This is a genomic window from Citrobacter sp. Cpo126, assembly GCF_030332445.1.
In the GTDB taxonomy this organism is placed as follows: Bacteria; Pseudomonadota; Gammaproteobacteria; order Enterobacterales; family Enterobacteriaceae; genus Citrobacter; species Citrobacter portucalensis.
Genome location: NZ_JAOWHT010000024.1, coordinates 99,455 through 114,432, shown reverse-complemented (window position 1 = coordinate 114,432; position 14,978 = coordinate 99,455). Strand labels below are relative to the sequence as shown.

The following is a 14,978-nucleotide window of genomic DNA, read 5'->3' as shown; positions in this document are numbered from 1 at the left end:
GTTCTGAACGATGTAGGCCTGACCGGTAGGTTATGGCGCATATCGCTGCAGTGATTCGGACCAGCGGAATATTTGGCTGCTTTTATCCTGTAGGCTAACGCGCTCTAAGTCATAAAATCCGTGCGTCTTTGCCGAGCGCATTTTGAGAATGTACTTACTTTCGCTGATGTCGTGCTGCCTTGTGCCGTCTTTATTCCAGTCTCCGGCGATGTCCGAATAGTAATAAACAAGGTCAGAAAACACGTTGATTATCTTGCTGTCTTTGATGGTGTAGAGTTCCAGCACTTCATAAAATGCGCCGCCGCCGGAATACGCATCAGAGTATCCACCCCGCACCCCGAATGCCAGGGTATCGGGTGCTATCCGGTACGGTGCCAGATCCAGCTTTGTATAATAAGCCAGCGGTCTGACGGACTCATCATCGCTCTCTTTTTCAGCAGCTTTATTCCACTCTGAGAGCTGGTTTAACGGTTTTTCCGAGCGTGCAATCGGCGTTAGCTGTGGATTCTGCCAGGAAAAAACGCCGAGATATAATTTATTGGCGCGCCCGTTGCTGTAGTTTTCCGGGCAGGTGTAATCCGCGTATTTTTTTGCTTGCTCGGCGTCAGCCTTATTATCGGCGAAACAGGCAATGCCAATATATTTACCGTCTTTTCCCCAAGATTTAGCACCGGTCAGGATCAGGTTGCCAGGATCTTCATTCGGCGCAACCCATGCAATCCACTGCTTTTCAGATAAGCCCTGAGGAAGCTCACCAAATCCTTTCGCAGGGGTTGCTCCTGCCATTTGCTCAGCAAAAATCTGTTTACCTTCAGGATGTTGGATGGCACTGGCTACGGAATCGAGATTTTGTACGGTAGTGGCAAAAGCAGGGGAGAGCGAGGCCAGCAAAACCAGGGGAAGAAACTTTTTCACTATTGCGTCCTTTCAATAAGCAGGGCGATAAGGCTCGCCCTTAAATTTATTTCACGCGCGCCATAAAGTAGGCATCAACATACTCACCGTTGCGCAGGCCGTATTTCTTACCGGTGCCTTCGATTTCAAAGCCGTACTTCTTATATACTGCTACAGCAGGCTCATTATCAACAAATACTGTCAGCTCAATGCGCTCGACGCGCAGCCAGTTGTCGCACATGTCGATCATCGTACGAATCAGCGCGCTGGCAACGCCACGATTGTGCCACCTGCCATCCACGCAGATACCAAAATCGGCCACGTGGCTGCGGCGCGGGCGCTGCGCGACCTCAATACAGAGATGCCCCACGACGATATCATCAATGCAGGCAACCAGCTGTTTGACACCGGCTTGCTCGGTTAGCCGCGCTTGCCACATTTCGAGAGAAGGATGAGGAACCTGTAGCGTGTTGTGGTACACCTCCGGCTGGGCGTGGATCTGACGAATTGCGTCGTAATCTTTCGGTTCAGCGTGGCGTATCACTATCTCACTCATTCCTTATCTCCTGCAGGGTTAATTGTGCATTTACACTCGCTGAGAAAGAAAAATCCGTCAACTGCATTTTTTTGCAAAAAGAAGTAGACAAGTGCGAATGAGAATGATTATTATTGCTCTGCGTTCAGGGGAACCCCTACGGAGAACCTGAAAGCACGACATTGCTCACATTGCTTCCAGTATTACTTTAGCCAGCTTTTGCTGGCTTTTTTTTTGGCTGGGTTTCGGGCTAGTTTGCTTGCCAGCATAATCCCAGGCTGTGCTCGCAATCCTCACGTACTCTGTGTACGCTCCGGTTGCTGCGCGCAGGCCGTGAATAATCTGCCTACGCCACTTACGCCCGATCTTTTGGCTGTATAATGCGGTAGGCCGGATAAGGCAACGCCGCATCCGGCACGATGACAGGATGGATTCAGTCTCCAGCCGCTTTGCGCTATGGTGTAGACAATCACCTTCAAAAGGATCGTCTCATGACCTTACACTGCGCATTTATTGGTTTTGGTAAAAGCACCACCCGCTACCATTTGCCGTACGTCCTCAACCGCAAAAATAGCTGGCACGTCGCGCACATTTTCCGCCGCAACGCCAGGCCGGAAGAGCAGGCGCCGCAGTATTCGCATATTCACTTCACCAGCGACCTCGACGAGATCTTAAACGATCCGCAGGTGAAACTGGTGATCGTCTGTACCCATGCTGACAGCCATTTTGAATATGCTAAACGCGCGCTGGAAGCGGGTAAAAATGTGCTGGTTGAGAAACCCTTCACGCCGACGCTTGCGCAAGCAAAAGAGCTGTTCGAACTGGCGCGAAGCAAAGGACTGACCGTTACGCCGTATCAGAATCGCCGTTTTGACTCCTGCTTCCTCACCGCGAAAAAAGCCATTGAGAGCGGCAAGCTCGGCAAGATTGTTGAGGTTGAAAGCCATTTCGATTACTACCGTCCTGAAGCAGAAACCAAGCCGGGACTGCCGCAGGACGGCGCGTTTTATGGTCTGGGCGTACACACCATGGATCAGATTATCTCGCTGTTCGGACGTCCTGACCATGTAGCCTATGACATTCGCAGTCTGCGCAACAAAGCGAACCCGGACGATACCTTTGAAGCGCAGCTGTTTTACGGCGACCTGAAAGCCATTGTTAAAACCAGTCATCTGGTGAAAATCGACTATCCGAAGTTTATCGTCCATGGCACCAAAGGCTCGTTTGTGAAGTACGGCATCGACCAGCAGGAAAGCAGCCTGAAGGCCAATATCATGCCGGGTGAGCCAGGTTTCGCTGCTGATGATTCCATTGGGATGCTAGAGTACGTCAACGATGACGGCATCACGGTAAAAGAAGAGGTAAAGCCGGAAGTGGGGGATTACGGTCGCGTGTATGACGCGCTGTACCAGACGCTGACCACCGGTGCGCCTAATTACGTCAAGGAATCTGAAGTTCTTACCAACCTGGAGATCCTCGAACGCGCCTTTGAACAGGCAACGCCTGCCACGATAACCCTCGCCAAATAGCCTGCACAGACTCCTCTGGGCTTGTTCATATTTTTTGAACAGAGGAGTCAATTTTCACCCTCTATGATCCCAGACGGATTGAGTCCACACTTACTCCATCGAAAACATCTGGGGGTGAACACAATGATCTACTTACGCAAAGCTAACGACCGTGGCCACGCTAATCATGGCTGGCTTGATTCATGGCATACCTTCTCTTTTGCCAACTACTATGACCCGAACTTTATGGGGTTCTCGGCACTGCGCGTGATTAACGATGACGTGATCGATGCAGGTCAGGGATTTGGTACTCACCCCCATAAAGACATGGAAATCCTGACCTACGTGCTGGAAGGCGCGGTGGAGCATCAGGACAGCATGGGCAACAAAGAGCAGGTTCCGGCCGGTGAGTTTCAGATTATGAGCGCCGGGACGGGGATCCGTCACTCGGAGTACAACCCGAGCAATACTGAGAAGCTGCATCTGTATCAGATCTGGATCATGCCGCAGGAGAACGGTATTACTCCGCGCTATGAACAGCGTCGTTTCGATGCCGCTCAGGGTAAACAACTGGTGCTGTCGCCGGATGCCCGTGATGGTTCACTGAAAGTGTACCAGGATATGGAGCTGTACCGTTGGGCGCTGGTCAAAGATGAGCAGTCGGTGCATCAGATTGCCGCGGAACGCCGCGTTTGGATCCAGGTGGTAAAAGGCAACGTGACGATTAACGGCACCAAAGCGACCACCAGCGACGGTCTGGCAATCTGGGATGAACAGGCAATTTCTATTCATGCCGACAGCGACAGTGAAGTGTTACTGTTTGACCTGCCGCCAGTCTAAAAATACACGTCATCCTTCAAGCCGCATCTGTGTTGGCTTTCCTCGCTCACCCCGGTCGCGTACTTAATGTACGCTCCCGGGGATTTAATGAGGGACATCCTTGTCCCTCACCAGAGGCAACCTTCGGTTGTTCAAATTCGTTCCTGACGAATTTGTCACTGCGTCGCCGCCTTGATGCAACTCGAATGATTTTGTGTATTTATCACAATAAAAACTCCTTTTTTTCTCTGCAAAGGTTCACGCACGTCCGTGGTAAACTGGGGGAATCTATCCCTTTTTAACGCTTCAGGACGATGAAAAAGAAAAGACCCGTACTTCAGGATGTAGCCGACCGCGTGGGCGTGACCAAAATGACGGTCAGTCGCTTTTTGCGTAACCCGGAGCAGGTCTCCGTGGCGCTGCGGGGCAAAATTGCCGCTGCACTTGATGAGCTGGGTTATATTCCCAATCGCGCTCCTGATATCCTTTCTAACGCCACCAGCCGCGCTATCGGCGTGCTGTTACCGTCTCTCACTAACCAGGTTTTTGCTGAAGTGCTACGCGGCATTGAGGCCGTCACCGACGCCCATGGTTATCAAACTATGCTCGCGCACTACGGCTATAAGCCTGAGATGGAACAAGAGCGCCTGGAATCGATGCTGTCGTGGAATATCGATGGCCTGATCCTCACCGAACGTAGCCATACGCCCCGTACGCTGAAAATGATTGAAGTTGCCGGTATCCCGGTGGTTGAGCTGATGGACAGCCAGTCTCCGTGTCTGGATATCGCCGTCGGTTTCGACAACTTCGAAGCCGCGCGTCAGATGACTGCCGCTATTATCGCCCGCGGGCACCGTCATGTAGCCTATCTTGGCGCTCGTCTTGATGAACGTACTATCATCAAACAGAGAGGCTACGAGCAGGCAATGCGCGATGCCAACCTGGTGCCGTACAGCGTGATGGTGGAACAGTCTTCTTCCTACTCCTCCGGTATTGAACTCATCCGTCAGGCGCGACGCGAATACCCGCAGCTCGACGGCGTTTTCTGTACCAACGATGACCTGGCGGTAGGGGCGGCTTTCGAATGCCAGCGTTTAGGGCTGAAAATCCCGGATGACATGGCGATTGCCGGATTCCACGGTCACGACATCGGGCAGGTGATGGAGCCGCGTCTGGCGAGTGTGCTCACGCCACGTGAACGGATGGGCAGCATTGGCGCAGAACGCCTGCTGGCGCGCATTCGTGGTGAAGCAGTCACGCCTAAAATGTTAGATTTAGGTTTCACCTTGTCACCGGGCGGATCTATTTAAGCCAACAAGTTTGAAGTAGCTCACACTTATACACTTCGAGCACGAATGGATATTGCTTCTCTATTTATCCGGCTGGACAATGTTACCGATAACAGTTACCCGTAACAATTTCCTGATTCTTGTACCAGTGGGGGCAACGCTTTGAGCACGACTAATCATGATCACCACGTTTACGTTCTGATGGGCGTATCGGGCAGCGGTAAATCTGCTGTCGCCAGCGAAGTGGCGCATCAACTGCAGGCCGCGTTTCTTGATGGCGATTTTCTCCATCCGCGCAGCAACATCATGAAAATGGCTTCCGGTGAGCCACTTAACGATGACGACCGTAAACCGTGGTTACAGGCGCTGAATGACGCCGCCTTCGCGATGCAGCGTACCAATAAAGTTTCGCTGATCGTCTGTTCTGCCTTGAAAAAAGTCTACCGTGACCAGTTGCGCGACGGTAACCCGAACCTCTCTTTCATTTATCTGAAAGGGGATTTTGACGTTATTGAAAGCCGTCTGAAGGCGCGTAAAGGCCACTTCTTCAAAACGCAGATGCTGGTTACCCAGTTTGAAGCGCTGGAAGAACCGGGTGCGAATGAAAACGATGTACTGGTGGTCGATATCGATCAACCACTGGACGGTGTGGTCGCCAGCACCATTGAGGTTATTAACCAAGGCAGTAAGTAGTGAGCACATTAACGCTTGTTTTAACAGCAGTAGGGTCCGTTTTATTACTGCTGTTTTTAGTGATGAAGGCGCGTATGCACGCCTTCGTTGCTTTGATGGTGGTATCCATTGGTGCAGGTCTCTTTTCCGGTATGCCGCTCGATAAAATCGCGGCGACCATGGAAAAAGGGATGGGAGGCACGCTCGGTTTCCTGGCGATTGTGGTGGCGCTGGGGGCGATGTTCGGCAAGATTTTGCATGAGACCGGCGCGGTCGATCAGATTGCCGTCAAAATGCTGAAATCCTTCGGTCATAGCCGCGCACATTACGCGATTGGCCTGGCCGGTCTGATTTGCGCGCTGCCGCTGTTCTTTGAGGTGGCGATTGTGCTGCTGATTAGCGTAGCGTTCTCAATGGCGCGCCATACCGGTACTAACCTGGTTAAGTTGGTCATTCCGCTGTTTGCGGGCGTGGCGGCTGCCGCAGCGTTCCTGCTGCCGGGGCCTGCGCCGATGCTGCTGGCCTCTCAGATGCACGCCGACTTTGGCTGGATGATCCTGATTGGCCTGTGCGCCGCGATTCCGGGCATGATTATCGCCGGGCCGCTGTGGGGTAACTTCATCAGCCGTTACGTTGAGCTGCACGTACCGGAAGACATTACCGAGCCGCATCTGGGCGAAGGCAAAATGCCCTCCTTTGGCTTCAGCTTATCGCTTATCCTGCTGCCGCTGGTGCTGGTTGGTCTGAAAACCATCGCTGCACGCTTTGTTCCGGTCGGTTCTTCAACCTACGAATGGTTCGAGTTTATCGGTCATCCGTTTACCGCGATTCTGGTTGCCTGTCTGGTGGCGATTTATGGTCTGGCGGTGCGCCAGGGCATGCCAAAAGACCGCGTGATGGAAATCTGCGGCCATGCGCTTCAGCCAGCGGGGATTATTCTGCTGGTGATTGGTGCGGGCGGCGTGTTCAAACAGGTACTGGTAGATTCCGGCGTTGGTCCTGCACTGGGCGAAGCGTTAACCGGTATGGGCTTGCCGATCGCTATCACCTGCTTCGTGCTGGCGGCGGCGGTGCGTATCATTCAGGGGTCCGCGACAGTGGCCTGCTTAACGGCGGTCGGTCTGGTGATGCCGGTGATTGAGCAACTGAACTACTCCGGTGCCCAGATGGCGGCGCTGTCTATCTGTATCGCGGGCGGCTCTATCGTGGTCAGCCACGTTAACGACGCTGGTTTCTGGTTGTTCGGTAAATTTACCGGTGCGACTGAAGCGCAAACTCTGAAGACCTGGACGATGATGGAAACCATCCTCGGTACGGTCGGCGCGATTGTCGGTATGATTGCCTTCCAGCTGTTGAGCTGATGGCATTGCCCGGTGGCGCTTGCGCTTACCGGGCCTGGAAACGAGCACATATCGACACCGTAGGCCGGGTAAGGCGAAGCCGCCACCCGGCTTTTTTACAGCACCATCACCCCATCCTCGGTTTTCAACCAGCGCGGCGCTTTCAGTGTGTCGGCGAAATAATCCACCAAATCCTGCAGCAAATCACCCGCCACCCGCTCCATATCATCAGAAAGCGTTTTGCTCATCAGCAAATGCGTTAAAAGCTGGCAGTAACGCCCCATCTGATCTGGTTCGGGTTCAAAGAGGGGAGTGCGGGTCGGTAAGGTTTCTACCGTCAGGCTGGCCTGTAGATGCTGCGGTACAGGCTCCGTTAAGGTTGGTTGCAATAGTGCCAGACAGGCCGACAGGCGCGCGCACATCGCCAGTTTTTCAACCGGGTCATGACATTCAACAAGCCCTTCGACAAAACGCTCACAGTTATCCGCCAACTCGGTGAAGTCCGTGGCATGGCTAAAGGGCAGGGTAAATAAAGAGTGTGAAAAGAGAGGGGTCGTTGCCATAGGGCAGCCTCCGATGAGTGATTTTCATCCACCACTGGAGAGGCTAATCTCACTGGAGGTGGAGCCGAACAGGGTTAGCCTTACCGGCCTCATCGGATACCGGCGCGTCTTGCGACGCCCCCGCCCGGTCCACCATTGGAGTGTACCTAAGCGTGCGACACAAAAATACTTGCGTCACCGATGAAGGAGTTCAGAAGGCTAATTCTGGCACCTGATTTTGCAGGTGCAGCGAGAAGATAATGCTAATCCGCGATGCTGACAAGGGGGCATTCCGGAAGGCGCTTCGCAGAAATGAAAATACGTTTTCTCAGCGGTTTAAAAGCATAAGGAATACCTGGTATTACAGTGCAATGCCGTTCAGTTAAGCATGTAGGGTGAACATGTGATTATTGCTCAGGGTTCCGTTCACCTCAGTGGTGTCATTTCTCTGAAGCGCTGATGCCCGTGAACGTGCAAGGGAGGCTCACCGCCGCCTCCCTTGCAACCCAGGCTCCCGGCGGGAAAATCGTCGCTGCGCGAGTTATTCGTCTTATTCCGTCTGCCTGTCGGGTCGGGGCCGAGCCTGCATCCATGCAGGCCGTCCCCTCTGCCCGCATCCCTGCGGGCAGACCCGGTCAGCCGTCAACACCTCATCGATTTTCAGCCGGACCAGGGTGTCGCTTCAGCGCTCTGGCTTTCAGCTATATCCGTTTTGCTGTTCACAGGTATTCAAGTAAAAGCTCAGGTGGTCAGGTGTGGGCTGGTCCGGCTGAAAATTGCCGACGCGTTTCCGTAAGGCCGGGAGAACCCGCAGGGATGCGGGTTCAGGGCGCGTTTTGCATGGACGCTGCCTCGCGCCCGGCCCGGTAGCCTGGAGGAATAAGTGGAGGGAACCACGAAGTGGCAATTTTCCTGCCGGGAGCCGGGATTGTTAAGGGGGCTGCGTAGCCCCCTTAACACGTTCACTGGTGACGAGATCTCAGAGAAGCAATGAACATAACGTGAACGGAATCGTTCTCTGAAATGCCATGCTCTCCAGCTTCAAAACGGTTACCCCTTCATCCACATCCGCACGCCATCGAGGAACATCTGGGTTGCCATCATCACCAGAATCAGCCCCATCAGGCGCTCCAGCGCGTTAACCCCTTTCTCTCCCAGCAGACGTAAAAACAGCGAAGACTGCAGCAAAATCACGAATGTACCGCCCCAGGCGATCAGCAGCGCAATCACCAGATGCCCCATCTGGTTTGGATACTGATGCGACAACAGCATTAATGAGGCCAGGATTGTCGGACCGGCGACCAGCGGAATCGCCAGCGGTACGATAAATGGCTCTTCACCAGCCGGAAGCCCGGTGCTATTCCCGGTGGCGCTGGGGAAAATCATCTTAATGGCGATCAGGAACAAAATGATGCCCCCGGAGATCGATACGGTTTCTGCACGCAGGTTAAGAAATGCCAGAATTTTCTCGCCCGCAAACAGGAATATCAGCATCACCAACAGCGCAATGAACAGCTCGCGAATCATAATCGCGCGACGGCGTTTTGGTTCGGTATGTTTCAATACGGACATGAAAATGGGCAGATTTCCGAGCGGATCCATAATCAGGATCAATAAAACTGCCGCTGAAATGATTTCATTCATAACTCAAATTCCCTGATAATTACCGCGGACTTTCTGCTTGCTTGCGCAGCGGGATAAGTCGCATTACTGATGGCTTCGCTATCATTGATTAATTTCACTTGCGACTTTGGCTGCTTTTTGTATGGTGAAGGATAGGCCAGTAGGATACTGGTTAGCATACACAGCACACATCTCTGCAGGAAAAAACGCTATGAAAAATGTTGGTTTTATCGGCTGGCGCGGTATGGTCGGCTCTGTTCTCATGCAACGCATGGTTGAGGAGCGTGACTTCGACGCCATTCGCCCTGTTTTCTTTTCTACTTCCCAGCTCGGGCAGGCGGCACCGACGTTCGGTGGCACCGCGACCGGCACACTTCAGGACGCTTTTGATCTGGATGCGCTGAAGGCGCTCGATATCATCGTGACCTGTCAGGGCGGCGATTATACCAACGAAATCTATCCAAAGCTTCGTGAAAGCGGTTGGCAGGGTTACTGGATTGACGCAGCCTCTTCGCTGCGTATGAAAGACGATGCCATCATTATTCTCGATCCGGTTAACCAGGATGTCATCACCGACGGCCTGAACAAAGGCATTAAGACCTTTGTCGGCGGCAACTGTACCGTTAGCCTGATGCTGATGTCCCTCGGTGGCCTGTTTGCCAATGACCTGGTTGACTGGGTTTCCGTAGCGACCTATCAGGCGGCTTCCGGCGGCGGCGCGCGCCATATGCGTGAACTGCTGTCTCAGATGGGTCATCTGTATGGCCATGTGGCCGAGGAACTGGCGACCCCTTCCTCTGCTATTCTCGACATCGAACGTAAAGTAACGACCCTGTCCCGCAGCGGCGAACTGCCGGTTGATAACTTTGGCGTACCGCTGGCCGGTAGCCTGATTCCGTGGATCGACAAACAGCTCGATAACGGTCAGAGCCGCGAAGAGTGGAAGGGACAGGCGGAAACCAACAAAATTCTCAACACGTCTTCCGTGATCCCGGTTGATGGTTTGTGCGTGCGCGTCGGCGCGCTGCGCTGCCACAGCCAGGCGTTCACCATTAAACTGAAAAAAGATGTGTCTATTCCGACCGTGGAAGAACTGCTGGCGGCGCACAATCCGTGGGCCAAAGTTGTACCAAACGATCGGGATATCACCATGCGTGAGTTAACCCCGGCGGCCGTTACCGGCACGCTGACCACGCCAGTAGGCCGTCTGCGTAAGCTGAACATGGGACCGGAGTTCCTGTCAGCCTTTACCGTGGGCGACCAGTTGCTGTGGGGTGCTGCGGAGCCATTGCGCCGTATGCTGCGCCAATTGGCGTAATAGTTTGTTAACGATCAAGGGGTGAGGAATCACCCCTTTTTTTGCGTAATACAGGAGTAAGCGCAGATGTTTCATTTTTTACCAGGAGTAAGATAAAGCATTGGCTATTCTTTAAGGGTGACTTAGTACCGGAGGTATTAAGTTGTTGCCTGAAGGTGGGACGACGCAGAGAGGATGCACAATTGTGCTGCGCCGTTCAGGTCAAAAAAAGTGTCACTACCTGATGTCGAAAATCAGTTGGAAGGGGTGACGCCATAAAACAGGATGACAACCATGTCCGTTCGTATCGATAGAGACGTGATTAATGCGCTAATTGCAGGCCATTTTGCGGATCCTTTTTCCGTACTCGGTATGCACCAAACTGATGCTGGACTTGAAGTCCGCGCCCTATTACCTGACGCCACCGAAGTGTGGGTGATCGAACCCAAAACCGGACGCAAAGTCGGCAAGCTGGATTGCCTCGACTCTCGCGGTTTTTTCTGTGCAGTACTTCCCCGCCGTAAAAATTTCTTTCGCTATCAGTTGGCCGTTGTCTGGCATGGACAGCAGAATCTGATTGATGACCCTTATCGTTTTGGCCCGCTGATCCAGGATATGGATGCCTGGCTGTTATCTGAAGGTACGCATCTGCGACCTTACGAAACGCTGGGTGCGCATGCGGATACCATGGATGGCGTCACCGGTACGCGTTTCTCCGTCTGGGCACCCAACGCCCAGCGTGTTTCGGTGGTTGGTCAGTTCAACTACTGGGATGGCCGTCGCCACCCGATGCGCCTGCGTAAAGAAAGCGGTATCTGGGAGTTGTTTATCCCCGGTGCGCAGCATGGTCAGCTGTATAAATACGAGATGATCGATGCCAACGGTAAGCTGCGGATTAAAGCCGACCCTTACGCGTTTGAAGCGCAAATGCGCCCGGAAACCGCGTCACTTATTTGCGGTCTGCCGGAAAAAGTGGTGCAAAGCGAGGAGCGTAAAAAAGCCAATCAGTTTGATGCGCCGATCTCTATCTATGAAGTACATCTGGGTTCATGGCGTCGTCATACCGATAACAACTTCTGGCTGAGCTACCGCGAGCTGGCGGATCAGTTAGTGCCTTACGCCAAGTGGATGGGCTTTACCCACCTCGAATTGTTGCCGATTAACGAGCATCCGTTCGACGGTAGCTGGGGTTACCAACCTACCGGCATGTATGCGCCGACCCGTCGCTTCGGGACGCGCGATGATTTCCGCTATTTCGTGAATGCCGCGCATCAGGCGGGGCTGAACGTCATTCTCGACTGGGTGCCGGGTCATTTCCCGTCGGACGACTTTGGTTTGGCAGAGTTTGATGGCACCAACCTGTATGAGCACAGCGACCCGCGCGAAGGATATCACCAGGACTGGAACACGCTGATCTACAACTATGGTCGCCGTGAAGTCAGCAACTACCTGGTGGGTAATGCTCTGTACTGGATTGAACGCTTTGGTATTGACGCGCTGCGCGTGGATGCCGTGGCGTCGATGATTTATCGCGACTACAGCCGCAAAGAAGGGGAATGGATCCCAAACGAATTTGGTGGTCGTGAAAACCTCGAAGCCATTGAATTTTTGCGCAATACCAACCGCATTCTTGGCGAGCAGGTGCCTGGTGCGGTGAGCATGGCGGAAGAGTCGACCGACTTTGCCGGCGTTTCAAGACCACAGGATATGGGCGGTTTAGGGTTTTGGTATAAGTGGAACCTCGGCTGGATGCACGACACGCTGGACTACATGAAGCTGGACCCGATTCATCGTCAGTACCATCACGACAAGCTGACCTTCGGCATGCTGTACAACTACACCGAAAACTTTGTCCTGCCGCTGTCGCATGATGAAGTGGTACACGGTAAAAAATCCATTCTCGATCGCATGCCGGGAGATGCATGGCAGAAGTTTGCCAACCTGCGCGCCTACTACGGCTGGATGTGGGCCTTCCCGGGCAAAAAACTGCTGTTTATGGGCAACGAGTTTGCGCAGGGACGTGAATGGAACCATGACGCCAGCCTCGACTGGCACCTGCTGGAAGGTGGCGATAACTGGCACCACGGCGTACAGCGTCTGGTGCGCGATCTGAACCACACCTACCGTCATCACAAAGCGCTGCACGAGCTCGACTTTGACGCCTATGGCTTTGAGTGGCTGGTGGTAGATGACAACGAACGTTCGGTGCTGGCTTTCGTGCGTCGTGACAAGGTCGGCAATGAAATCATCGTGGTCAGTAACTTTACGCCTGTGCCCCGCCACGGCTATCGCTTCGGTATCAATCAGCCAGGCAAATGGCGTGAGATCCTCAATACCGACTCGATGCATTACCACGGTAGCAATACCGGCAATGGCGGTGCGGTGCACAGCGATGAAATCACCAGCCATGGTCGTCAGCACTCACTGAGCCTCACGTTACCGCCGTTGGCAACGATCTGGCTGGTTCGGGAGGGGTAATGACGCAACTGGCAACCGGCAACGCCACCCCCCATGGTGCAACGTATGACGGCCATGGTGTCAATTTCACACTCTTCTCAGCCCACGCTGAACGCGTTGAATTATGCGTATTCGATGAGCAAGGGTGCGAACTTCGCTATGACCTGCCGGGGCGTAGCGGTGATGTCTGGCACGGCTATCTGGCCATCGCCCGGCCCGGTCTGCGCTATGGCTATCGTGTTCATGGCCCATGGCAACCGCAGCAGGGCCACCGGTTTAATCCGGCCAAGCTGCTGCTTGACCCTTGCGCCCGTCGGGTGGATGGCGAGTTAAAAGATAACCCGCTGCTGCACGGTGGGCTAAATGAACCGGATCATCATGATAATGCCACCATCGCGCTGAAGGGCGTGGTGGTGTCCGATCATTATGACTGGGAGGATGATACCCCGCCGCGCACGCCGTGGGGCAATACCGTGATTTACGAAGCGCATGTCAAAGGGTTGACGTATTTGCATCCTGAGCTGCCGGAAGAGATTCGCGGAACCTACAAAGCGCTGGGCCATCCAGTGATGATCGATTACTTCAAGCGCCTCGGCATTACCGCGCTGGAGCTGCTGCCGGTGGCGCATTTTGCCAGCGAACCACGGCTTCAGCGGCTGGGGCTGTCGAACTATTGGGGCTACAACCCGGTAGCGATGTTTGCGCTGCATCCGGCCTATGCCTGTTCGCCGGAGAGTGCGCTTGATGAGTTTCGCGACGCGGTAAAAGCGCTGCACAAAGCGGGGATTGAGGTCATTCTCGATATCGTTTTGAACCACAGTGCCGAGCTGGATCTCGAAGGCCCCGTCTTCTCGCTGCGCGGAATTGATAACCGTAGCTATTATTGGATCAGGGACGATGGTGATTACTACAACTGGACCGGTTGTGGGAACACCCTCAATCTGAGCCATCCGGGTGTTGTGGAATACGCATGTGAATGCCTGCGCTACTGGGTTGAAACCTGCCATGTGGATGGTTTTCGTTTTGATTTGGCTTCCGTCATGGGGCGTACACCTGTGTTTCGTCAGGATGCGCCACTGTTTACCGCGATCCAAAACTGTCCTCTGCTCTCACGCGTTAAGCTGATTGCGGAACCGTGGGATATTGGTGAAGGCGGGTATCAGGTGGGGAATTTTCCCCCGCCGTTTGCCGAGTGGAATGACCATTTCCGCGATGCGACCCGACGCTTCTGGCTCCAGCGTAATCTCTCGTTGGGTGAGTTTGCCGGGCGTTTTGCCGCATCAAGCGACGTGTTTAAACGCGATGGTCGCAAACCCAGCGCGACGGTCAATCTGGTGACTGCGCACGACGGTTTTACGCTACGCGACTGTGTGTGCTTCACAAATAAGCACAATGAAGCGAATGGTGAGGAAAATCGCGACGGCACTAGCAATAACTACAGCGACAATCATGGTAAAGAAGGATTAGGCGGCACGCTGGACCTGATTGAGCGGCGGCGCGACAGCATTCATGCGCTGTTATCCACGCTGTTGCTCTCCCAGGGGACGCCGATGTTGCTGGCGGGCGATGAGCATGGTCATAGCCAGCACGGCAACAATAACGCTTACTGCCAGGATAACGCCCTGACCTGGCTGGACTGGCAGCAGGCAAACAGCGGACTAACCACATTTACCGCTGCCCTGATCCATCTTCGCCAGCAAATTCCTGCACTGACGGGTGATCGCTGGTGGGAAGAGGGCGATGGCAATGTTCGTTGGCTGAATAAGTACGCACAACCCTTAAGTGCGGATGAGTGGCAAAACGGCCCGAGGCAGATGCAAATCCTGCTTTCAGACCGTTTTCTGATTGCAATAAATGCCACGCTTGAGGTGACAGATATCGTTTTACCTGAAGGGGAATGGTGCGCCGTTCCCCCATTTGCCGGAGAGGATAATCCGGTGCTTACGGCTGTCTGGCAGGGACCTGCGCACGGACTGTGTGTGTTCCAGAGAAGATAAAAAAG

12 protein-coding genes are annotated in these 14,978 nt (G+C 53.8%); 8 read left to right on the top strand and 4 right to left on the bottom strand.

The annotated features are described in order from the left end of the window. Positions 1 to 30: 30 nt before the first annotated feature. The gene (locus OGY17_RS03710; protein WP_286606424.1) at positions 31 to 915 is read right to left on the bottom strand and encodes a hypothetical protein; all 885 of its coding nucleotides are present in this window, start codon (positions 913 to 915) and stop codon (positions 31 to 33) included. Positions 916 to 961: 46 nt separating this feature from the next. Continuing rightward, positions 962 to 1,450, bottom strand: a complete 489-nt coding sequence (gene yhhY / locus OGY17_RS03705) for an N-acetyltransferase (protein ID WP_008786353.1) — start codon at positions 1,448 to 1,450, stop codon at positions 962 to 964. Positions 1,451 to 1,920: 470 nt separating this feature from the next. Between yhhY and OGY17_RS03700 the strand changes: the two genes are divergently transcribed. From OGY17_RS03700 to gntU, 5 genes are all read left to right on the top strand, one after another. Beyond that, complete coding sequence (locus tag OGY17_RS03700) at positions 1,921 to 2,958, top strand: oxidoreductase (RefSeq protein WP_125362799.1); 1,038 nt, start codon at positions 1,921 to 1,923, stop codon at positions 2,956 to 2,958. A 123-nt stretch (positions 2,959 to 3,081) separates the two neighbouring features. After that, positions 3,082 to 3,777 carry a quercetin 2,3-dioxygenase gene (yhhW, locus tag OGY17_RS03695; protein WP_003023472.1) on the top strand — a complete coding sequence of 232 codons (696 nt, stop codon included), beginning with the start codon at positions 3,082 to 3,084 and terminating at the stop codon, positions 3,775 to 3,777. A gap of 293 nt (positions 3,778 to 4,070) precedes the next feature. After that, a complete protein-coding gene (gene gntR, locus OGY17_RS03690) occupies positions 4,071 to 5,066 on the top strand; it encodes a gluconate operon transcriptional repressor GntR (RefSeq protein WP_008786351.1) in 996 nt (331 codons plus the stop codon). 141 nt (positions 5,067 to 5,207) lie between these two features. Further along, positions 5,208 to 5,738, top strand: a complete 531-nt coding sequence (gene gntK / locus OGY17_RS03685; RefSeq protein WP_003023475.1) for a gluconokinase — start codon at positions 5,208 to 5,210, stop codon at positions 5,736 to 5,738. After that, the gene (gene gntU / locus OGY17_RS03680) at positions 5,738 to 7,078 is read left to right on the top strand and encodes a gluconate transporter (protein WP_003827609.1); all 1,341 of its coding nucleotides are present in this window, start codon (positions 5,738 to 5,740) and stop codon (positions 7,076 to 7,078) included. The genes gntK and gntU overlap by 1 nt, the downstream gene beginning before the upstream one ends. A 95-nt stretch (positions 7,079 to 7,173) precedes the next feature. On the opposite strand, the gene OGY17_RS03675 is transcribed toward gntU, so the two are convergent. Together OGY17_RS03675 and yhgN are read right to left on the bottom strand one after the other, a co-directional pair. Further along, a complete protein-coding gene (locus tag OGY17_RS03675) occupies positions 7,174 to 7,620 on the bottom strand; it encodes a hypothetical protein (protein WP_008786350.1) in 447 nt (148 codons plus the stop codon). Between the two features lie 1,029 nt (positions 7,621 to 8,649). After that, positions 8,650 to 9,243 carry an NAAT family transporter YhgN gene (gene yhgN / locus OGY17_RS03670; RefSeq protein ID WP_003023480.1) on the bottom strand — a complete coding sequence of 198 codons (594 nt, stop codon included), beginning with the start codon at positions 9,241 to 9,243 and terminating at the stop codon, positions 8,650 to 8,652. Between the two features lie 190 nt (positions 9,244 to 9,433). Between yhgN and asd the strand changes: the two genes are divergently transcribed. From asd to glgX, 3 genes are all read left to right on the top strand, one after another. Continuing rightward, on the top strand, positions 9,434 to 10,540 hold the full coding sequence (gene asd / locus OGY17_RS03665) for an aspartate-semialdehyde dehydrogenase (protein WP_003827614.1): 1,107 nt from the start codon (positions 9,434 to 9,436) through the stop codon (positions 10,538 to 10,540). A 273-nt stretch (positions 10,541 to 10,813) separates the two neighbouring features. Beyond that, entirely contained in the window at positions 10,814 to 12,997 is a 2,184-nt protein-coding gene (gene glgB / locus OGY17_RS03660; RefSeq protein ID WP_286606422.1) for a 1,4-alpha-glucan branching enzyme, read from the top strand. Then, entirely contained in the window at positions 12,997 to 14,973 is a 1,977-nt protein-coding gene (gene glgX / locus OGY17_RS03655) for a glycogen debranching protein GlgX (RefSeq protein WP_286606420.1), read from the top strand. Before glgB ends, glgX begins: the two co-directional genes overlap by 1 nt. The last annotated feature ends 5 nt before the right edge of the window (positions 14,974 to 14,978 follow it).